The organism is Accumulibacter sp. (assembly GCF_036625195.1).
GTDB lineage: Bacteria > Pseudomonadota > Gammaproteobacteria > Burkholderiales > Rhodocyclaceae > Accumulibacter.
Window position 1 is genome coordinate 2,592,639 of sequence record NZ_JAZKUG010000001.1, and the last position, 20,548, is coordinate 2,613,186.

At 65.5% G+C, this 20,548-nt stretch carries 16 protein-coding genes; 14 read left to right on the forward strand and 2 right to left on the reverse strand.

What is annotated here, in order from left to right:
- Positions 1-44: 44 nt before the first annotated feature.
- The 7 genes from V5B60_RS11455 (at position 45) to tpiA (ending at position 9,740) form a co-directional block, all read left to right on the forward strand.
- The gene (locus V5B60_RS11455) at positions 45-1,355 is read left to right on the forward strand and encodes a homoserine dehydrogenase (RefSeq protein ID WP_332347118.1); all 1,311 of its coding nucleotides are present in this window, start codon (positions 45-47) and stop codon (positions 1,353-1,355) included.
- Between the two features lie 102 nt (positions 1,356-1,457).
- The gene (locus V5B60_RS11460; RefSeq protein ID WP_332350539.1) at positions 1,458-2,330 is read left to right on the forward strand and encodes a lipid A biosynthesis acyltransferase; all 873 of its coding nucleotides are present in this window, start codon (positions 1,458-1,460) and stop codon (positions 2,328-2,330) included.
- 148 nt (positions 2,331-2,478) lie between these two features.
- Positions 2,479-4,245, forward strand: coding sequence for a carbamoyltransferase family protein (locus V5B60_RS11465; protein ID WP_332347119.1), 1,767 nt, complete (start codon positions 2,479-2,481; stop codon positions 4,243-4,245).
- Positions 4,242-5,744: an endonuclease/exonuclease/phosphatase family protein gene (locus V5B60_RS11470; protein ID WP_332347120.1), complete on the forward strand. Its 1,503-nt coding sequence runs from the start codon at positions 4,242-4,244 to the stop codon at positions 5,742-5,744. The genes V5B60_RS11465 and V5B60_RS11470 overlap by 4 nt, the downstream gene beginning before the upstream one ends.
- Before the next feature lie 79 nt (positions 5,745-5,823).
- Complete coding sequence (locus tag V5B60_RS11475) at positions 5,824-7,419, forward strand: phospholipase D-like domain-containing protein (RefSeq protein WP_332347121.1); 1,596 nt, start codon at positions 5,824-5,826, stop codon at positions 7,417-7,419.
- 223 nt (positions 7,420-7,642) lie between these two features.
- Complete coding sequence (gene pgk / locus V5B60_RS11480) at positions 7,643-8,899, forward strand: phosphoglycerate kinase (RefSeq protein ID WP_332347122.1); 1,257 nt, start codon at positions 7,643-7,645, stop codon at positions 8,897-8,899.
- 73 nt (positions 8,900-8,972) lie between these two features.
- Positions 8,973-9,740, forward strand: a complete 768-nt coding sequence (gene tpiA / locus V5B60_RS11485; protein WP_332347123.1) for a triose-phosphate isomerase — start codon at positions 8,973-8,975, stop codon at positions 9,738-9,740.
- A 63-nt stretch (positions 9,741-9,803) separates the two neighbouring features.
- Here tpiA and gpmI read toward each other — a convergent pair whose 3' ends face one another.
- Together gpmI and V5B60_RS11495 are read right to left on the reverse strand one after the other, a co-directional pair.
- A complete protein-coding gene (gpmI, locus tag V5B60_RS11490) occupies positions 9,804-11,450 on the reverse strand; it encodes a 2,3-bisphosphoglycerate-independent phosphoglycerate mutase (protein WP_332347124.1) in 1,647 nt (548 codons plus the stop codon).
- A gap of 192 nt (positions 11,451-11,642) precedes the next feature.
- Entirely contained in the window at positions 11,643-12,509 is an 867-nt protein-coding gene (locus V5B60_RS11495) for a hypothetical protein (RefSeq protein WP_332347125.1), read from the reverse strand.
- A gap of 225 nt (positions 12,510-12,734) precedes the next feature.
- On the opposite strand from V5B60_RS11495, the gene V5B60_RS11500 reads away from it, so the two are divergent.
- The 7 genes from V5B60_RS11500 (at position 12,735) to V5B60_RS11530 (ending at position 20,534) form a co-directional block, all read left to right on the forward strand.
- A complete protein-coding gene (locus V5B60_RS11500; RefSeq protein WP_332347126.1) occupies positions 12,735-15,407 on the forward strand; it encodes an HAD-IC family P-type ATPase in 2,673 nt (890 codons plus the stop codon).
- A gap of 131 nt (positions 15,408-15,538) precedes the next feature.
- The gene (gene tpx / locus V5B60_RS11505) at positions 15,539-16,042 is read left to right on the forward strand and encodes a thiol peroxidase (RefSeq protein WP_332347127.1); all 504 of its coding nucleotides are present in this window, start codon (positions 15,539-15,541) and stop codon (positions 16,040-16,042) included.
- 16 nt (positions 16,043-16,058) lie between these two features.
- Complete coding sequence (locus V5B60_RS11510) at positions 16,059-16,934, forward strand: IclR family transcriptional regulator (protein ID WP_332347128.1); 876 nt, start codon at positions 16,059-16,061, stop codon at positions 16,932-16,934.
- A 52-nt stretch (positions 16,935-16,986) separates the two neighbouring features.
- A complete protein-coding gene (locus V5B60_RS11515; RefSeq protein ID WP_332347129.1) occupies positions 16,987-17,184 on the forward strand; it encodes a proteinase inhibitor in 198 nt (65 codons plus the stop codon).
- Positions 17,185-17,216: 32 nt separating this feature from the next.
- Entirely contained in the window at positions 17,217-18,041 is an 825-nt protein-coding gene (locus V5B60_RS11520) for an undecaprenyl-diphosphate phosphatase (protein ID WP_332347130.1), read from the forward strand.
- 1 nt (position 18,042) lies between these two features.
- The gene (locus V5B60_RS11525) at positions 18,043-18,618 is read left to right on the forward strand and encodes a YqiA/YcfP family alpha/beta fold hydrolase (RefSeq protein WP_332347131.1); all 576 of its coding nucleotides are present in this window, start codon (positions 18,043-18,045) and stop codon (positions 18,616-18,618) included.
- An 8-nt stretch (positions 18,619-18,626) separates the two neighbouring features.
- On the forward strand, positions 18,627-20,534 hold the full coding sequence (locus V5B60_RS11530; RefSeq protein ID WP_332347132.1) for a ribonuclease catalytic domain-containing protein: 1,908 nt from the start codon (positions 18,627-18,629) through the stop codon (positions 20,532-20,534).
- Positions 20,535-20,548: the final 14 nt, after the last annotated feature.

Here is a 20,548-nt window from a genome sequence, read left to right on the forward strand (position 1 = left end):
GCGGCTGCCGCCTCTCCTCGACAACCCTCACTCCTGACTGCTCCATGAAAGCTATCAACGTTGGACTACTTGGCATCGGCACCGTCGGCGGCGGGACGTTCTCGGTCCTCAGCCGCAATGGCGAGGAGATTGCCCGCCGTGCTGGCCGACCGATTCGCATCAGCGTCGTCGCCGACCGCAGCCCCGCTCGGGCGCAGGAGCTGACGGCTGGCGCCTGCCGCGTGACCGATGACGCCTTTGCCGTCGTCCGCGATCCGGAGGTGGATATCGTCGTCGAACTCATCGGTGGCTGCGATGTGGCCAGGGAACTCGTGCTGCAGGCCATCGACAACGGCAAGCATGTGGTGACGGCCAACAAGGCGCTGCTCGCCAAACACGGCAACGAGATCTTTGCTGCCGCTCGTGAGAAGGGGGTGATGGTGGCCTTCGAGGCGGCGGTCGCCGGTGGCATCCCGATCATCAAGGCGCTGCGCGAAGGCCTGACGGCGAACCGCATCGAATGGATCGCCGGCATCATCAACGGTACGACCAACTTCATCCTTTCCGAGATGCGCGACAAGGGGCTGTCCTTCGCCACGGTGCTCGCCGAGGCGCAGCGCCTCGGTTACGCCGAGGCTGATCCGACTTTCGATGTCGAGGGGGTGGATGCGGCGCACAAGCTCAGCATCATGTCGGCAATCGCCTTCGGCAACGCGATGAACTTCGACAAGGCACACATCGAGGGGATCAGCCGGCTCGATGCGGCCGACATCCGCTACGCCGAGCAACTCGGTTACCGCATCAAGCTGCTCGGCATCACCAAACGGACCGCCGAAGGTGTCGAGCTGCGCGTGCATCCGACGCTGATCCCGTCGAAGCGACTGATCGCCAACGTCGAGGGGGCGATGAACGCGGTCCTGGTCAAGGGTGATGCGGTCGGTGCGACGCTCTACTACGGCAAGGGCGCCGGTGCCGAACCCACGGCTTCGGCAGTCATCGCCGATCTCGTGGACGTCACCCGAATGCACACCGCCGATCCCGAACATCGTGTGCCCCACCTGGCTTTCCAGCCCGACGCGATGGTCGACCTGGCGATCCTGCCGATCTCCGCCGTGGTCAGCAGCTACTACCTGCGCCTGCGGGTCGAGGACCGGCCTGGGGTGCTGGCGGACGTGACGCGGATTCTCGCCGACAGCGGCATCTCGATCGTCGCCATGATCCAGCGCGAGCCGGGCGAGGGCGAGGAGCAGACGGACATCATCATGCTGACCCACAAGACGCGCGAACGGGAGGTCGATACGGCGATTGCCGGCATCGAGTCGCTGGCGGCAGTGCGCGGGCGCATCATCCGGCTGCGCCTGGAGGAACTGCTCTAGCACCGTGACAGAGCGCAGCCCAGGTCGCGTCTGGCGGGGCCGCCGTCTCTTGACAGACGGCCTGCGGGACCGTTGTCTGCAGGGTGTCGGCGAACCGGCATGCTGAGTCGACTGGCGGTCGGGTTGCTCTGGCTGCTGCACTGGCTGCCGCTGCCCGTGCTGGCGCGTTGCGGCAACGCGCTCGGCAGCGTTTCCTTCCACCTCGGCCGGCGGCGACGCCACATCGTCCTGGTGAACCTCCGCCTGTGTTTCCCGGATCTCTCCGACGAGCAGCGGCGGCAGCTGGCGCGGGACCACTTCCGGGTGCTCGGCCGCAGCATGCTCGAGCGCAGCCTGCTTTGGTGGGCGAGCACGGAGCGCTTGTCGCGCCTGCTCACCGTCGTCGGCGACGAGCACCTGCGGACCTTGGTCGAAGCGGGGCGGCCGGTGCTGATGCTGACGCCGCACTTCGTCGGCCTCGACGCTGGCGGCGCAGCGATCGCCATGCGCTTCGATTGTGCGAGCATCTACGCCGTGCAGTCGAATCGGGTGTTCGATCGCCTGTTGCTCCGTGGTCGCCAGCGTTTTGGCGACCAGTTGCTGCTGTCGCGCCAGGAGCCCGTGCGGACCAGCGTCCGGGCGATGAAGTCGGGGCGCCCGCTGTACTACCTGCCGGACATGGATTTCGGACGCAGAGATTCGATCTTCGTGCCCTTCTTCGGCGTCCAGGCGGCGACTGTTCCCGGTTTGTCGCGACTGGCGCGACTGGCGGGCGCCACGGTCGTTCCCTGCCTGACGCGCATCCTGCCGGACGCTGCCGGTTACCTGGTGACGGTCGGCGAGCCGTGGCAGGATTTTCCGAGTCGCGATGTCGCGGCGGACACGGCGCGAATGAACGCGTGGATCGAGCAGGCAATCCGCAGCATGCCTGAGCAGTACTACTGGGTGCACCGCCGTTTCAAGACGCGGCCGGAAGGCGAACCGCGACCCTACTGAGGGTCTTTGGCGGAGCTTTTCGCACCACCGCGGCGCGTCGGCGAACAGAACTGCGGCCGTGGCGGGTATACTGTCGCCGTCTGCAGCGTCGCGCCGCAAGGCGCTTGGCTGCCGGGCCGGAAACCTGATCCTCTGAGACTTCCCTACCTTGGCACTGAACCTACTCGGATTGTCCGGCGCGCTGACGCACGACCCGTCGGCGGCTCTCTACAGCGATGGCAGGCTCGTCGCTGCCGCCGAGGAGGAACGCTTCGTGCGCGACAAGCATGCCAAGAACCGGATGCCCTACGAGGCGGCGAAGTTCTGCCTCGAGTTCGCTGGTATGCGGCCGTCCGATATCGATGCGGTGGCCATTCCCTTTGCCCCGATCAGCCTGTTGGGGCCGGCGCGCTGGCACTATGCGCGGCGCTACTGGTACGCCCCGGATCGTGCGCTGGACGCCATCCTGACCGGCAATCGCCGTTTTCACCGTTATCGCAGGCGGATCGAGTGGTGTCTGCAGCAACTGGGTTTCGATCTGCGGAAGACCGAGATCGTACCGGTCGAGCACCACCTCGCACATGCCGCGAGTGCCTACCATTGCGCCGGCTTCGAGGAGAAGACGGCGATTCTCGGCATCGACGGCAAGGGCGAGTACGCGACGACTTTCTTCGGTTACGGCGAGAATGGCCGGATCCACAAGATCAAGGAGTTCTACGATCCGGATTCGCTGGGCGGCTTGTATGGTGCGCTGACCGAGTACCTCGGCTTCGAGATGCTCGACGGCGAGTACAAGGTGATGGGAATGGCGCCCTACGGCGATCCGGGGCGCTACGACTTCTCTCGCCTGGCCCGCTTCGCGAATGGAGAGCTGACGGTCAATACCCACTACGCAAACGTGATCGGTTTCCGCCGTTACAAGGAAGCGGGCAAGGGGTACTACTTCTCGCCGAGGCTGGTGGACTGGCTGGGGCCGAAGCGTGCGGGGGACGTCGCCGATGACCCCTACATCCATTACGCCGCGAGCATGCAGAAGCTGTTCGAGGATCTGTCGCTGCAGATGCTCGACCACTATCTGGGGGACATCCTGCGGGAGACCGGTCGTCTGGCCTTCTCCGGCGGCGGAGCACTCAACGTCAAGCTCAACCAGAAGATCATTGCCCGCCCGGATGTACGCGAACTCTTCGTCCAGCCGGCTTCCGGTGACGCCGGCACGGCGGTTGGCGCAGCGGCCTACGTCTCGGTGCAGCGTGGCGTGGCGGTCGAGAAGATGGAGCACGTCTATCTCGGCCCGGCATACAGCAACGAGGACATCATCGCCGCCTGCACGCGCCATCCGGCCCGGCCGGCGTGGCAGCGGCTGAGCGCCGTCCCGCTGCGTGTCGCCCGCCTGCTCGCAGCCGGCCATCCGGTGGCCTGGTTCCAGGGCAGGATGGAGTTCGGACCGCGCGCGCTCGGTGGGCGGTCGATCCTCGGCTGTCCGAGCGTTGCCGGGGTCGCCGACCGGATCAACGCGCAGATCAAGTTTCGCGAGCGCTGGCGACCGTTCTGCCCGAGCATGCTCGATACCGTCGCATCGCAGATGCTCGGCAGCGCGCATCCGGCGCCGTTCATGACCTTCACTTTCGAGGTCGCGAACGGCTGGAAGGAACGGGTGCCCGAAGTCGTGCACGAAGACGGCACCTCGCGTGCGCAGGTTCTGCGACGTGAGTTCAATCCGCGCTACTACGACCTGATGCAGGAACTCGAGAGACTGACCGGCAACGGTGTCGTGCTGAACACTTCCCTGAACCGCCGCGGCGAGCCGATGATCTGCTCGCCAACCGATGCACTCAACATGTTCTTCGGCTCCGACCTGCAGTACCTGGTGATGGAGGACGTCCTGGTCGTCAAGGACGGAGCCGAACGACAGCTGATCGACGCCCAGGACGAATGAACAAGATCAAACTGCTCTACGCAAGGAACATCATCAGCAGAAAGTCGGCACAACAGGAGCTGTCGTTCCTGCTGCTGGTGCACAATCTGGTTTTCGAGAAGACCGTCGAAGTGCGCTGGGCTGGTGAGGACGGCGTCTGGCACAGCTTGCCGGCGGCCCACCACGCGGCCATCGACGGGACGAAGGAATACTGGCTGGCGACAATGGCTTTTGCCCTGGGCGAGGATCGACAACTGCCCGGGAACGTCGAGTTCGCCGTTCGCTACCGCGCTGGCGGCCGCGAGTACTGGGACAACAACGACGGCGCGAACCACCGCATCCAGGCCGACTCGGGGATCATGCCGGGTGCCGGCTGCGCGCTGCTGAACGTCGGCTTCGAGCCCCGCCTGGCTGAACAACAGCGTCTGCTGCCGGTGGTCGTGGCGGTCGACAGCGGTCTCGGCGTGCGCCGCGTCAGCATCGAATGGACCACCGACGACTGGCGCAGCACGCAGCAGTCGAACGCTCGCTACCGGCGCAACTACTGGGACAGCGAGTTCCTCAGCAACGCCCGCAACCCCAACCACTACGGTTGTCAGGTCTGGCAAGCCGGGCTGCGTGTCGGTGATGCCTTCCGCGTGCGCTACCGCATCAGCTGTGAGACCAGGCAGCAGGGCGTGCTTCGCGACGATGCGTTCGGCCGCGATTACGTCGTCGAGCGGCGGCCGCTGACGCTGATGATCCTCAACCTCCACTGTTGTCAGGAGGAGGAGCAGGATCGCAAGCTGTCGCGGATCGCGCAGGCGATCGATGAACTCGGGGTGGATATCGTCTGCCTGCAGGAGGTCGCCGAACTGTGGAATGAAGGCCGCGGCGACTGGCAGACCAACACGGCGAGGATCATCAACGAGCGGCTTGCGGCGCCGTATCAACTGGTGACCGACTGGTCGCATCTGGGTTTCGAACGCTACCGTGAGGGTGTGGCGGTGCTCAGCCGTTACCCGATCGAGAGCCACCGAGCGCGCTACGTCTCGCGCAGCACGGACCCCTACAGCATCCATTCGCGCAAGGTCGTCATGGCGCGGGTGCGCGTGCCACGCTTTGGACTGCTCAACGTCTTCTCGTCCCACCTGAGCTGGTGGGAGGATGGCTTTGCCGAGCAGTTCGGCAATCTCCGCCGTTGGGCAGGTGAGGAGGCGGGCGACGGGATCGCGGCCAGCATGCTCTGTGGCGACTTCAACATCAAGGCGGGCTCACTGGGCTACCAGTTGGTCGTCGAGTCGCGCGAGTATCGCGACCAGTACCTTGCCGCGACCTCCCCGCTGGTGTTCGGGAAGGTTTTCGAAGCCGGTGAGCCCGGCTGGCCGCAGGACCTCGACGACGATCAGCGGATCGATTACGTGTTTCTGCGCCAGGGGAGCCGGTTGCGCGTCACTTCCGGCCGCAGCGTTTTCACCGACCACGATTACGGCAGGGTGTCCGACCATCTCGGCTATCTGATGACCTTCGAACCGACATGATGCGGACCCCTTCTCACGGCTGGCCCCGCTGCCTCGGCTAGCGGGCCGGCCTCACACACGACAGGCAGTCATTCTCGACATGGACAAGGCAGAGAACTACGCAGTACGGGTGCACGGAAACCTAGGTGGTGCCTTCGTGCGCAGCAACGACTTCAACGAAAAGTTCTACCTGCGCTGGGGCAAGATCATCTTCGATGTCTCCTTCGGCGCCCAGCTCAACCTCAAGGTGATCCTGCGGGTCTATCGGGACCACGGCATCTGCGAAACCTACATCGTCGATACCGATCCCTACGACATCGAGTGGAACCACCACAAGCGGCGGACGCGCGACTTCTACATCCACCCCGAGTCGCGCAGCTTCGGCCGGGTGAACTGCGTCAAGTTCGCCTTCATCGTGCACCGTGACGAACGCTCGCTGCCGTCGCAGCTCGAGTACATCTTCATGGACTGGCAGCAGCTGCGCAGCGAGCAGCCGCAGTACCGCAGGATCAGCTCCGAGTGGGCCACGCACAATGGCTACCGCACCCATGAATGCAACGCCTGGCAGTTGCAGAGTGACGTCGACTGGTACAACCACCACTTCGACTCGCTGCACCTGATCCCGAAGTTCACCAAGGGGCAACAGCACCATCCCTACCATCCGAAGCGCTTCATCCACGATCACATCGACAAGGTGATCCGCAGCAAGCACAGGGACCCGAACCGCTTCTGCACGATCAAGGTGAGCGTGGACTGCATCGATGACCACGATTTCACCCGCCACTTGGAGCACGCCAGCGAGCAGGGCGTGTGGGTCCAGTGCATCGTCGACTGGCGGAAAATGACGCTGACCAACAGTGACAACTACGCCCGCCTCAAGCGTGCCGGTGTCGAGCTGCTGGGCGTCTTCTGCACGCCGCAGCACCACCTGATCGAAGTCGATCCCGACATGCATACCAAGTTCATCATCTTCAACGATGAGGACTGCATCCTGGGCTCGTTCAACATCACGTTCGACCGCTGGTGGGCGAACTGGGAGTCCGGCATGACTTTTCACTCGCAGGGGGTCTGTCGTCTGCTCGACAATGTCTTTCAGAGCGAACGCGGTGGCGTCAACCAGCGCTATGGAGTCGATCCGCTGAGCCCGTTCAACCTGCTCTACACCTTTGGCCGGCAGGCGCTGCTCGACGGCAGGTATTACCGTCCACACCATGCGATCCTGGCGGAAATCCACCGGGCGAAGCATTCGATCAAGCTGACCCTGTTCCTCATCGGCAACCTGCTCGGCGAGCACGGCGACAGCGTCGTCGATGCGCTGATCCACGCCAAGAACCGCGGCGTGCACGTGCACATCCTGCTCAATGGGCACCTGGCGCGGCAGGGTCGTGTCGGCATCGAGCGAACCATGGCCGAGGAGCTGAATCGCCCGCTGCTTCCCGCCGTACAGGGCCTGCGCACCGCTGGCATCGCGGTCGGGCTGGTGTACGGGCAGACCGATCACCCGGTGCCCTATTCACCGATCCATTCCAAGTACTGCATCATCGACGAGGCGACGGTCATCGAGGGCAGCTTCAACTGGTACAACACCTCGGTTTTCTCGCACGACCTGCTCGTTCTCGCGACCCATCGCGAGGTGGCGAAGGCCTATCTGCACGAGTTCGAGCAGATCCAGAGGCTGTTCAGGATCTACTACTGAGCGCCGGATCTGCCTGACTGACAACAGACAATTGACTCCAGGAGCGGCGCCAAGGATACTTCGTCTGCGTGGTTGAAACGCCTTCCCACCGGTTGCACGTTTCCAATGCGGTGGCCAAGAGACGGCGGACCGTCAAGTCGTCCGACAACCATTACGGAGACACCATGCCCTTTGCGATCCTGATTCCAGCTTTTCTCAACACCAACTCACTCTCGAGGAAATCATGTCCAAACTGTTCATCGAAGATCTCGCCCTCGAAGGCAAGCGCGCCCTGATCCGCGTCGATTTCAACGTTCCACAGGACAAGGTGACCGGTGCGATCACCAATACCAAACGCATCGAGGCCGCGCTGCCGACGATCAAGCATGCCTTGGAGAAGGGGGCGGCGGTCATCCTGATGTCACATCTCGGCCGTCCGGACGGCAAGGCGAATCCCCAGTTCAGCCTGGCGCCGGTGGCCGTCGCCCTCGAAGGTCTGCTCGGGCGGCCGGTCAAGTTCCTGCCCGACTGCGTCGGCCCCGAAGTCGAGGCGGCCTGCGCCCAGATCAAGCCGGGCGAGGTCATCCTGCTCGAGAACCTGCGCTTCCACATCGAGGAGGAGGGCAAGGCCAGCGTCACCAATGCCGACGGGACGGTCACCAAGCTGAAGGCCAACCCGGATGCCGTCAAGGCGTTTCGCGCTTCGCTCACCCGGCTCGCCGACGTCTATATCAACGATGCCTTCGGTACGGCGCACCGTGACCATTCGTCGATGACCGGCGTGCAACTTCCTGAACGCGCTTCCGGTTACCTGATGAACAAGGAACTGGCGGCGTTCTCGGCCGTTCTCGAATCGCCGCAGCGGCCACTGCTGGCGATCCTCGGCGGCGCCAAGGTGGCCGACAAGATCCAGCTGATCAACAACCTGCTCGACAAGGCCGACCAGATCATCATCGGCGGCGGCATGGCCTTCACCTTCAAGAAGGTGCTCTCGGGAATGCCGATCGGCAACTCACTGTTTGATGAAGAAGGCGCCAAGCTCGTCACCGGCCTGATGGAGAAGGCGCGCGAGAAAGGCAAGGAGATCCTGCTGCCGGTCGATTTCGTCATCGGCGACAAGTTCGACGCCAATGCCAACACCGGCACGGCCAACGATGTCGACGGGATTCCGGATGGCTGGCTGGGGCTCGACTGCGGTCCAGAGTCGACGCGCATCTTCAGCGACGCCATCAGGAAGGCGAGGACGATCATCTGGAATGGTCCGGCGGGCGTCTTCGAGTTCGAGAAGTTCGAGGCCGGAACGCGCGCGATGGCGCAGGCGGTCGTCGAAGCGACGGCGGCGGGTGCGATCACGGTCATCGGCGGTGGTGACACGGCCACCGCGGCGAAGAAATACGGCGCCGACAAGAAAGTCACACACAGTTCCACCGGCGGCGGCGCTTCGCTCGAATATCTGGAAGGCAAGATCCTGCCCGGCGTTGCCGCGCTCTCCGAAAAGTGATGCCGATGGCCCCGGCCAAGCCGGGGCCATCGGCTTAGCCCGTCATCCCCGCCATACAACATCGAGGAATACCATGCGCAAAATCGTAATCGCCGGCAACTGGAAGATGAACAAGACCGTTGCCGAATCCGTGAAACTGGCTGGTGAAGTGGTCGCTGCCGCCAGGGACATCAAGCAGGTGGTCGTCGCCATCGCCCCCACCCATCTCGCGCTGGCGAAGGTGGCCGACGTGCTGCAGGGGAGCAATGTCAAGCTTGCCGCGCAGGATGTGCACTGGGAGAACCAGGGTGCCTTCACCGGCAAGGTCAGCGCCGACATGCTCAAGGAGATCGGTGTCGAGTACGTGATCATTGGCCACTCCGAGCAGCGCAGCTACTTCGGCGAGACCGACGAGACGGTCAACAAGAAGGTCCGGAAGGTCCTCTCGCTCGCCATGAAGCCGATCGTCTGCATCGGCGAGACACTGGCCGAGCGCAAGGAAGGCCGGCTTGAAAGCGTCCTGACGACGCAGGTCAACGGCGCCTACGCCGGTCTTTCCGCCGACGATGCCCTGTCGACGGTGATCGCCTACGAGCCGGTCTGGGCCATCGGCACCGGGGTCACCGCCAGCGACGACGAGGCGCAGGAAGCACACGCCTTCGTCCGCGGCCTGCTGGCGAAACTCTACGGCGACAGCGTTGCCCAGTCGATCAGCATTCAGTACGGCGGTTCGATGAAACCCGAGAACGCTGCCGGCCTGCTGGCGCAGAAGGACATCGACGGCGGTCTGATTGGCGGTGCGGCGCTGAAGGCAGACAGCTTCCTCGGCATCATCTCGCCGGGCGAGGCGCTCAGCAAGTAGCCCAAAGGGCGCGCGGCGGGAGGCGCGCCTCAGCGTCGCCCGCCTGCCGGCCGCACCCTGCTCCTAAGCCTGTTTGACCGTCAGCAGGCTCTCATCCCACTTGTCGTGCTTCTCGAAGCCGAGCAGGTTGGCGATCGTCGCGGCGATGTTCGACAGGCCCGCGCTGGCGGTCTGTGTCAGCCCAAGCCGGCCGCCGCTGACCTGGTCGTAGAGGATCAGCGGCACCGGGTTCAAGGTGTGCGAGGTCTTGCTCTTGAACGACCCGTCCGCATTCCTGGCTGGTTGTCCGCTCTTCTTGTCGATCTCGTACATCTCGTCCGCATTGCCATGATCGGCGGTGATGAGGGCAACACCGCCCATCGCGTCGATCACCGGCAGGATGCGTGCCAGCTGCAGGTCGACGGCTTCGATCGCCATCGTCGCCGCGCGGAAGTGCCCCGTGTGGCCGACCATGTCGCCGTTCGCGAAATTGCAGCGCAGGGTCCGGTACTGCCCGCTCCTGAGGGCAGCGATCATCGCATCGGCGATCTCCGCAGCCTTCATCCACGGCCGCTGTTCGAAGGGGACGACGTCGCTCGGCACCTCTTCGTAGGTCTCGCCAGCAAACTTGTTCGAGCGGTTGCCGTTCCAGAAGTAGGTCACATGGCCGAACTTCTGCGTTTCGGAACAGGCGAACTGGGTGATCCCGGACTTGGCAAACCACTCGCCCATGGTGTCGAGGATCGCCGGCGGGTCGACCAGGAAGCGCTTGGGCAGCTTGAGGTCGCCGTCGTACTGCAACATTCCGGCGTAGGTCACGCGCGGCAGGCGGACGCGGTCGAACTTGTCGAAGTTCGCCTCCTCGAAGGCACGGGTGATTTCGATCGCGCGGTCGCCGCGGAAGTTGAAGAAGACGACCGAGTCACCATCCTCGATGGTGCCGACCGGATGGCCGGCGCTGGCGATCACGAAAGGCGGCAGATCCTGGTCGATCGTTGCCGGCGAGCGCGCACGCAGCGCTTCGATCGCCTGCGACGCACTCGCGTACTGCTCGCCCTGACCGAGGACGTGCGTTTGCCAGCCGCGCTCGACCATGTTCCAGTTCGCCTCGTAGCGGTCCATGGTGATGTTCATGCGGCCACCGCCGGAGGCGATGCGGGCGTCGAAGCCTGCTCCACTGACTTCCGCGAGGAAGGCTTCGAACGGCAGGACATATTCGAGGGCACTGGTTTCGGGTACGTCGCGCCCATCCAGCAGGATATGGACGCGCACGCTCGGCACACCTTCATCCTTCGCGCGCAGGACCATCGCCCGCAGGTGGTCGATGTGGCTGTGTACGTTGCCGTCGGAGAAGAGGCCGAGGAAGTGGATGACGCCGCGGCCTGCCTTGGCGCCGGCGACGATCTGCTGCCAGGCTGTGCCTTGCCAGATCGAGCCCACGGCGATGGCGTCGGCGACCAGCGCCGCGCCCTGGCTGTAGACCTGGCCGGCACCGATGGCGTTGTGGCCGACTTCGGAGTTGCCCATGTCGTCGTCGGAGGGCATTCCGACCGCGATGCCATGGGCACGCAGGGTGACATTCGGGCAACTGGCGAGGAGGCGGTCCAGGGTGGGTTTCCTGGCCGCGGCGATGGCGCTGCCGACATCCGTTTTGGCGATGCCGTAGCCATCCATGATGATCGTGACAACAGGGCCCTGAATTCCGGGGAAGGAGGCAGATTTCTGCAACATGATGGATTCCTGGGGAGGTTGAGTGTGGGAAAGCAGGCCGCCGAGGGTCGATGTGCAGCGGCGTCAATCCCAGTATACCGCAAGCCGGCAGCCGTCGCCGAACAAAGAATCCCTTTTGAAAACGATCACTTGCACGCAACTCGCTTGGCCGCTTGCGGGCTCGTGGCGAGGCCGACGCAGGCTTCGCGGCAGCTAGCGGGGTTGTTGCAGGCCGACCACCGGCTGCCGTCGGCGGACACGGATGCGGACTCGCTTGCGGATCCGTTGTGGTGTCTCCTGTTGCCGATTCGCGGGACGCCTCCTGTGGCGGTGCTTGCGGGCACGCCGGGTGGCGACCAGCAGTGCGATCTTGCCGGCGAGCAGCAGGAAGGCGAGGACCCAGACCAGCGGGTAGGCGAGCACCTCCCTGAGGAGTTCGATGACGTGCAACGGCGGACTGGCATCGTGGCTGGCGGGAAGCGCGGGCGCCGTGCGCCCCCCGGCAACGGGAGGGCGGTGGTCGCCGGACGTGTCGCCGACGGTCAGCGCGAGCTCGCCGTGTCCGATCGAGGCGTGACCGTCGCTTGCGCTGTAATGAAAGCCTTCAATGCCGGCGAGAGAGAAGCTGACCCGCCCTCCCGGGCCCATGCGTGCATCGGTGCTCTCGACGATGAGGTCGGTTGCTGCCTGCTGCAGGTTGTTCAGGTCAGCGAGGATGTCCTCAACGCCGGGCAGCAGGCCTGTGGGCAGCGGGAGCGGCGAGCCGCGAGGCGCGGCAGCCGGCCCCGGCGACCCTTGTCGGCGCGTTCTCCCCGGTGGCGGTCGTGATGCCGGGGCAAAGGGATGAGCGGCTTCGTCGGCATCCAGCGCAGGCATCGCCGGCAGCGGCAACGGTCCATGCGACAACCATGGCGGCGACGCCTCTTGTTCGTCGAGGGCGCCGGCAAGCTCGGGCGAAGTCGACAAGTTCGTCTCGCTCGGTTCGGCCAGCCGTGCGGCCGCGGTCGGCGGCAATGTCCTGGCGTCATTGTCGCCGATGCTGTGGGCCAGCGCATCTCCGTTGAGCAGCACGTACGCCACCACGAAAATCGGCGTTCGCCAGCGGCGGTACTGCCGAGCGCCTTCACGCGGTTGCGAGCGCCCGCCGATCCCGCCGTTCAGCAGGGCGATATCTGTCCCCAGGTTTCCTCCTCACGCCACGGCCGGCGCGGCTCGTTCCTCTGCTGCGGCCGGCCGTCGGGCACCGATGCTAGAATACTACAGCAACGTCGGCGCCGGGCGTTGCCCTTGGAGAAGACCGTTCCAATGAGCACCTCATCGCTGCAGGATGTCGCTTGGCACTCGCTGCCGGCAGAGGAAGCGGCGGCTCGCCTGGCTGCCAGTTTCGAGCAGGGGCTCGACGATGCGGAGGTGGGCTGCCGCCGTTCGCAACACGGCGAGAACCGGCTGACGCCAACTCCGAGCCGGGGACCGCTGCTGCGTTTCGCGCTGCAGTTCGTGCAGCCACTGGTGCTGGTGCTGGTGCTGGCCGGACTGGTCACCGCCGTTCTCGGCGAATGGGTCGACGCCGCCGTGATCTTTGGTGTCACGTTGGTCAACGCGGTCATCGGCTTCATCCAGGAAGGTCGCGCCGAGAGTGCCCTGGCGGCGCTTGCCCGCTCGGTCATCAGTGAGGTCACGGTTCTGCGGGGGGGGGGCAAGCAGCGCCTGTCATCGACCGAGCTCGTTCCTGGCGACGTCGTCCTGCTGGCGGCGGGCGACAAGGTGCCGGCCGACCTGCGGCTGTTCCGCAGCAGGGATCTGCAGGCGATCGAGGCGGCTCTGACCGGCGAGTCGACGGCCGTTGCCAAGAGCGGCGATACCTTGCCGGAGAACACCCTGCTCGCCGAGCGTTGCAACATGGCCTACGCCGGGACCGTGATGATCAGCGGTCAGGGAGCCGGCGTCGTGGTGGCGACCGGCGACCATACCGAAACCGGTCGCATCTCGCGGCTGATCGCCGAGGCCCCCGATCTGACGACGCCGCTGACCCGTCGCATGGCGGTATTCAGCAACTGGTTGCTGCTCGCCATCGGCCTGCTCGCCGCGCTGACCTTCGCCGTCGGCATCTGGCGCGGCGAATCGGCTTTTGCCATGTTCATGGCGGCGGTGGCGCTGGCCGTTGGCGCGATTCCGGAAGGGCTGCCGGCGGCGATGACCATCACCCTGGCCATCGGTGTGTCCCGCATGGCCAGGCGGCGGGCGATCATTCGCAAGCTGCCGGCGGTCGAAACCCTCGGCAGCACGACGGTGATCTGTTCGGACAAGACCGGGACCCTGACGGAGAACCAGATGACCGTGCGCGAAATCCACGCCGGTGGCGTCCGGACGGTGGTCAGCGGCAGTGGCTATTCGCCAAACGGCAAGCTTGGCGATGGTGGCGACGTGACCGGCGCCCTGCGTGAGTGCCTGGTCGCCGGAGCGCTGTGCAACGATGCCGGCCTGAGCAGGAGCAACCGCCATTGGGAGATCGTCGGCGATCCGACCGAGGGGGCGCTGCTCGTCGTTGCGCGCAAGGCGGGGCTCGACGAGCGGACGCTGCAGAAGCTGTTTCCGCGTCTGGACGAAATTCCCTTCGATTCTGCGCGGCAATACATGGCGACCCTGCATGACATCGACGGAGCCCGGGTCGCCTACTTCAAGGGGGCGCTCGAGCAGTTGCTGTCGCGTTCGCTGAGCATGCTCGACAGCAACGGGCGGAGCGTCGCGCTGCGCCGCGAGGAAATCGAGAGCGCTGCCGCGACGATGGCGGCGACAGGTCTGCGGGTGCTGGCGGTCGCTCGTCTCGCCGCTGGCTCCGCCGTCTCGCTGACCGCCAGCAGTGCCGAGGCCGGTCTGGAGTTCGTCGGACTGGTCGGGATGGTCGATCCACCGCGACCGAAGGCGATTGCCGCGGTCAGGACCTGTCACGCAGCCGGCATCACGGTCAAGATGATCACCGGCGATCACGCCGCCACGGCACTTTCGATCGCCCGCCAGATGGGGATCGCCCGCGCCGGTGAGACGGCGATCGGCGGCCGCGAGCTGGCGGCGCTCGATGATGAGGCGTTGTGCGAAGTGGTGCGCCGGGTCAACGTCTTTGCGCGCGTCGAGCCGGCGCAGAAGCTGCGCTTGGTGCGGGCGCTGCAGACCAATGGCGAGGTGGTGGCGATGACCGGCGACGGGGTCAACGACGCGCCAGCCCTGAAACAGGCCGACATTGGCATCGCCATGGGCCTGGGCGGGACCGAAGTGGCCAAGGACGCCGCCGAGATGGTCCTCACCGATGACGATTTTGCCGCCATCGAGGCTGCCGTCGAGGAGGGCAGAGGGGTTTACGACAATCTGGTGAAGTTCATCACCTGGACCTTGCCGACCAACTTCGGCGAGGGTCTCGTCATCGTCGCAGCGATCCTTGCCGGGGCGACCCTGCCGATCACGCCGCTGCAGATTCTCTGGATCAACATGACGACGGCGGTCTTTCTCGGCCTCATGCTGGCCTTCGAGCCGATCGAGCACGCGGTCATGCGCCGTCCGCCGCGACCGCCGGGAACACCGATTCTCGACGCAGCGCTGGTCTGGCGAATCGTTCTCGTCAGCCTGCTGTTGCTTGCCGGTTCCTTCGGGCTCTTCCTGCGCGAGCTGGCGCAGGGCCATTCGCTCGCCGAGGCGCGCACGGTCGCGGTCAACGTCTTTGTCGTCGTCCAGAGCATGTACCTTTTCAACTGCCGTTCGCTGAAGGTCTCGGCCCTGCGGCTGGGGCTCTTCTCCAACCCGGCGATCTGGTACGGCATTCTGGTGATGGCCCTGCTGCAGGCTGCTCTGACCTACCTGCCGCTGATGAACCGCCTGTTTGCCACGGCGCCGATCGGCGGGCGGGAATGGCTCGAGATCGGCGCCGTTGGCGTCCTCGCCTACCTCGTGGTCGGCGTCGAGAAGCACGTGCGCGCGCGTCGCTGACTCGCCCGCCCCGGACCCGACCGTCGTCGGCGCTGAACTCCGGCCATGCCATAATGACTAAGGGGCACCGGGGCAGGTGGCACGCGATCTTCTTCGGTCCCTCCAACCCTCATTACCGACCAGGACCCGATATGACAAGTACAGTGACTCTGGGTGGCAAGCCCTTTCAGCTCAGTGGCAGTTTCCCGCAGCCAGGCCAAGTGGCGCCGGCCTTCTCGCTGGTTGGCAAGAACCTTGCCGACGTCACGCTGAGCAGCTTCGCTGGCCAGCGCAAGATTCTCAACATCTTTCCCAGTATCGACACGCCCACCTGCGCCACCTCGGTACGCAAGTTCAACGAGCAGGCGAGTGCGCTCCCGGGAGTCGTCGTGCTCTGCATCTCTGCCGATCTGCCCTTTGCGCAGAGCCGCTTCTGTGGCGCCGAAGGGCTCGACAGGGTGGTGACGCTGTCGACCATGCGTGGCCGGGAGTTTCTCACCGATTATGGCGTCGCTTTGAGCGAGGGGCCACTGGCTGGCCTCGCAGCGCGCGCGGTGCTCGTTCTCGACGCCGACGATCGCGTGCTCCACAGCCAGCTCGTCGCCGAGATCAAGGACGAACCGGACTACCCGGCAGCCCTGCAAGCGGTGGCCTGAGGTGGTCGTCGGCCCGGTGCCTGCAGGCGACGTCAGCGATCCCGTCGGGCGGCGTCAGGGGATCCAGTCGGTCGAGATTGGTACCCGGCTGCTGCAGGCACTGGCGAGCAGTGGTCGCTCGCTACTGCTGCGCGACCTGTCGCGCAGTGCCGGCATGCCGGCGGCGAAGGCGCGTCGCTACTTGGTCAGCTTCATCCGCATGGGGCTGGTCGAACAGGATGCGAACACCGGGCGCTACGACCTGGGCGGCTTTGCGCTCGAACTCGGGCTGGCCAGCCTGGCGAGGCTCGACCCTGTGCGTCTGGCGGGTCCGGTGCTCGATGATCTCTGCGAGCGCACCGGCGAGACTGTCGCCCTCGCCATGTGGGGCAACCGCGGTGCGACCTGCGTTCGCTGGCTGGAGGCGGGCGGTCCGGTCACAGTGACCCTGCGTACCGGCGTCGTGCTGCCGCTGCTCTCGTCGGCCACCGGACTGGCCTTTGCTGCCTTCTTTCGTTCGCCCTATCTGCGCCGGATGCTCGACGCGGAGATCGAGGCGGCTGCGGCGGCGAGGCAGGCGACGCCGACAGCGTTGCGCGCAGCGCTGGCGGTGCAGCTCGACGAGGTCCGGCGGCACGGTATCGCCCGCGCCGCCGGCAGCGTCACGCCCGGGGTCAACGGCTTCAGTGCACCGGTCTTCAACGATGCTGGCCGCATGGTGGCGGCGCTGACCCTGCTCGGCATCATCGGCAGTTTCGACCTCGACTGGGACAGCCCGACGGCACGGCTGACGAAAGAAGCCGCGGCGACTCTGTCGCGCCGGCTCGGATACGGTGGTGGCGAGGCGGCGGAGGGCGAAGCTCCGGCGGCCCACGGCGACGCAGCGCCAGGCGGTGGTGCGACGCGGACCTGACTGTCGTCCGGACTGCGGTGCCTGTTGCATCGCGCCCTCGATCAGCACGCCGATGCCCGGCCACCCGCATGGCAAGGCGGCCGGCGAGCCTTGCGCCAGCCTGGCTGCCGATCATCGCTGTCTGCTCTGGGGCAGAGCGGAACGACCGCCCTGCTGTGCCGGGTTGCAGCCGTCGGACGAGATGTGCGGTACGGATCGCGAGCAGGCGATCGCCTGGCTCGACGCGCTCGAACGGGCAACCCGGCCCTGAGTGCTAGAATGGCGGCTTTTTGAAAGTCTGCTGTGGATCTCCTGCTGCTGCTCAAGGCCCTGATTCTCGGTATCGTCGAAGGGATCACCGAATTCCTCCCGGTGTCGTCGACCGGCCATCTCATCCTTACCGGGGACTTGCTCGATTTCAACGACGAGCGCGGCAAACTGTTCGAGATCGTCATCCAGTCGGGAGCGATGCTGGCCGTCTGCTGGGAGTACCGGGCGAAGATCGGCAGCGTCGTCCGTGGACTGCCGCGCGAGCCCGCCGCGCAGCGCTTCGCGCTCAACATCCTGGTCGCCTTCCTGCCGCTGGCGGTCATCGGCCTGCTCTTCGGCAAGGCGATCAAGGCACACCTGTTCAACGCGCCGGTGGTGGCAGCGGCCTTCATCATCGGCGGCCTGGTCATTCTCTGGGCCGAGCGTCGTGAGCACCGCATCCGCATCGAATCGATCGACGATCTGTCGCTTGCCGATGCCCTCAAGCTTGGTCTGGCGCAGGCGCTGGCGCTGATTCCAGGTACCTCCCGCTCGGGGGCGACGATCATCGGCGGCCTGTTTTTCGGCCTGTCACGGCGGGCGGCGACCGAGTTTTCCTTCTTCCTGGCGATGCCGACGCTGATCGGCGCCAGCATCTACCAGCTCTACAAGGAACGTGCGCTGCTCTCCTTCGACGACCTGGGGATGTGGGTGGTCGGTTTCGTCGCCTCGTTCATCTCGGCGTTCTGGGCGGTGCGTGGCCTGCTGCGCTACATCAGCACGCACGACTTTTCGATCTTCGCCTGGTACCGCATCGCTTTCGGCATCGTCGTCCTGCTCACCTGGCACTACGATCTGATCGCGTGGACCGCTGGCTGAGATGGCGGCCGGATCGCGCATTCTCTACCTGCACGGCTTCTGTTCGTCGCCGGCATCATGGAAGGCGCGGCTGCTCGGCGATTGCATGGTGGCGCGTGGCCTCGGCGATCGTTTCAGCTGTCCTGTCCTGCCACCCGCCCCGTTGGCCGCCATCGCCAGCGCCGAGGCGGTGCTGGCTGGCGCCGCGGGCGAGACGACGCTGGTGGGCAGTTCGCTCGGTGGTTACTACGCGAGCTGGCTGGCGGAGAAGCACGACCTGCGCGCCGTCCTGATCAACCCGGCAGTGATGGCACCGGAACTTCTCGGTGGTCTGGTCGGCAGGCACAGCAATTTCCATAGCGGCGAAAGCTTCGACTTCACCGACGAGCATGTTGCCGAGCTGCGCCTGCTGGAGGCACCGCAGGTGTGCGCGCAGCGCTACCTGCTCCTGGTCGAGACCGGCGACGAGGTTCTCGACTACCGCCAGGCGCTGGCACGCTATGCCGGCAGCCGGCAGATCGTCATCGAGGGGGGCGACCACAGCTTCCTCAGCTTTCCCCGTCTGCTGCCGCAAATCATTGAATTCTGCGGGTTATAATGGCCCCGATGCACGTACTGTTCGAAGAGGACGGCGCCTTTCGGGCGGCCACCATTCTGACCGACAACGACAGCTCGTTGCAGGTCGAGAGCGCATCGGGCAAGCGCAGCAAGATCAAGGCGGCCAGTGTCCTGTTGCGTTACGGCGATCCGGCGCCGGCCGTTCTGCTCGAGCAGGCGGAGTCACTGTTGCCCGGTATCGAAGCGGACTTTCTCTGGGAGTGTGTCGCTGATGGAGAATTCCATTTCGCCGACATCGCCAACGAATACTTCGGTCACGCCGCGACTGCGGCCGAAGCAGCGGCGCTGCTGCTGGCGCTGCACGCAGCGCCAATCTATTTCCACCGCAAGGGTCGCGGCCGCTTCCGCAAGGCGCCGCCGGAAATTCTGCAGGCGGCTCTCGCCGGTCTCGAGAAGAAGCGTCAGCAGGCGCTGACCATCGAGCGCATGGTGGCGCAACTGACGTCGTTCACCCTGCCGCCGGAGTTCCCGCCGCTGCTCGGGCAGCTGCTCTACAAGCCGGATCGCAGTCGCGCCGAGAGCAAGGCTCTGGAAGCCGCGTGCAGCGAGACGGGCCTCACGGCCGCCCACCTGCTGTACCGCTGTGGCGCCATCCGCTCGCCTTACGACTATCATCTGCAGCGCTTTCTGCTGGAGCAGTTCCCGCGCGGGACGGCTTTCCCCGCCGTCGAGCTGCCGTCGCTGCCGGTTGAGCTGCCGCATGCCGGCGTGCAGGCCTTTTCGATCGACGACGCGACGACGACCGAGATCGACGACGCGTTTTCAGTGCAGTCGCTGCCCGGGATCGGCTGGCGGGTCGGCATCCACATTGCGGCCCCGGGGCTCGGCATCGCTCCCGGCTCGGCGCTCGACGGGATCGCGCGCGCCCGTCTGTCCACCGTCTACATGCCCGGAAGCAAGTTCACGATGCTGCCGGACGCGGTGGTGGATCGCTACACTCTGGCGAGTGGGCGCGCGATCCCGGCCGTTTCGCTGTATCTCACGGTGACACCGGAAATGGAGATCATCGGCGACGAGTCACGGCTGGAGATCGTTCAGGTCGCCGCGAACTTGCGCCATCACGACATCGAGCCGTTGTTCAACGAGCGGACTCTGGCTGGCGGACTGGCGGAGTTTCCCTTCCGCGACGAGCTGCTGATGCTCTGGCAACTGGCCAACGCCTGCGAGGGCCGGCGCGGCAAGCCGTCGGCGACGCCGGACAACAAGGACTTCAACTTCCGCATCGAGGGCGATCTCGCCGACGCCGAAGGCTGTCGCGTCGAGATTTCCGCGCGCCGTCGCGGCAGCCCGCTCGACAAGTTGGTGGCCGAACTGATGATCGTTGCCAACAGTACCTGGGGCGCCTTGCTGGCCAGCCGAGGGGTGGCGGCGATCTACCGGGTGCAGGGCGGTGGCAAGGTGCGCATGAGCACGGTGCCGCAGGCTCACGAGGGGCTCGGGGTGAAGCAGTACGCCTGGTTGTCGTCACCGCTGCGGCGCTATGTGGACCTGCTCAACCAGTGGCAGCTGCTTGCCTGCCTGCAGTCCACGACGCCGCCTTTTGCCGCTCGCTCGGACGCGCTGTTTGCCGCCCTGCGCGACTTCGAACTGACCTATGCCGCCTACGCCGAATTTCAGCGCTGCATGGAACGTTACTGGTGCCTGCGCTGGTTGCGGCAGCAGGGAATCGAGCGCATTGCGGCGACCATCGGCCGCGAGAACCTGGTGCGGCTCGACGACCTGCCGTTGGTACAGCGTCTGCCCTCAGTGCCGGAGCTCAAGTCGGGGCAACGAGTGCTGCTGCAGGTCGAATCGGTGGACTACCTGACCCTGGGCCTCGGCTGTCGCTATGTCGAGACCCTGTCGTCGTCGACGGAAGAGGACGTGGTGGACACCCTGCCGGAGGCCGTCGATTGAGGTGAGGCAGCGAT

Excerpts from the sequence above, each read along its gene's own strand:
- V5B60_RS11500 (WP_332347126.1), top strand. The coding sequence starts at position 12,735 with ATGAGCACCTCATCGCTGCAGGATGTCGCTTGGCACTCGCTGCCGGCA.
- pgk (WP_332347122.1), top strand. The coding sequence starts at position 7,643 with ATGTCCAAACTGTTCATCGAAGATCTCGCCCTCGAAGGCAAGCGCGCC.
- V5B60_RS11455 (WP_332347118.1), top strand. The coding sequence starts at position 45 with ATGAAAGCTATCAACGTTGGACTACTTGGCATCGGCACCGTCGGCGGC.
- V5B60_RS11470 (WP_332347120.1), top strand. The coding sequence starts at position 4,242 with ATGAACAAGATCAAACTGCTCTACGCAAGGAACATCATCAGCAGAAAG.
- V5B60_RS11515 (WP_332347129.1), top strand. The coding sequence starts at position 16,987 with ATGCCCGGCCACCCGCATGGCAAGGCGGCCGGCGAGCCTTGCGCCAGC.
- tpx (WP_332347127.1), top strand. The coding sequence starts at position 15,539 with ATGACAAGTACAGTGACTCTGGGTGGCAAGCCCTTTCAGCTCAGTGGC.
- tpiA (WP_332347123.1), top strand. The coding sequence starts at position 8,973 with ATGCGCAAAATCGTAATCGCCGGCAACTGGAAGATGAACAAGACCGTT.
- gpmI (WP_332347124.1), bottom strand. The coding sequence starts at position 11,450 with ATGTTGCAGAAATCTGCCTCCTTCCCCGGAATTCAGGGCCCTGTTGTC.
- V5B60_RS11475 (WP_332347121.1), top strand. The coding sequence starts at position 5,824 with ATGGACAAGGCAGAGAACTACGCAGTACGGGTGCACGGAAACCTAGGT.
- V5B60_RS11525 (WP_332347131.1), top strand. The coding sequence starts at position 18,043 with ATGGCGGCCGGATCGCGCATTCTCTACCTGCACGGCTTCTGTTCGTCG.
- V5B60_RS11530 (WP_332347132.1), top strand. The coding sequence starts at position 18,627 with ATGCACGTACTGTTCGAAGAGGACGGCGCCTTTCGGGCGGCCACCATT.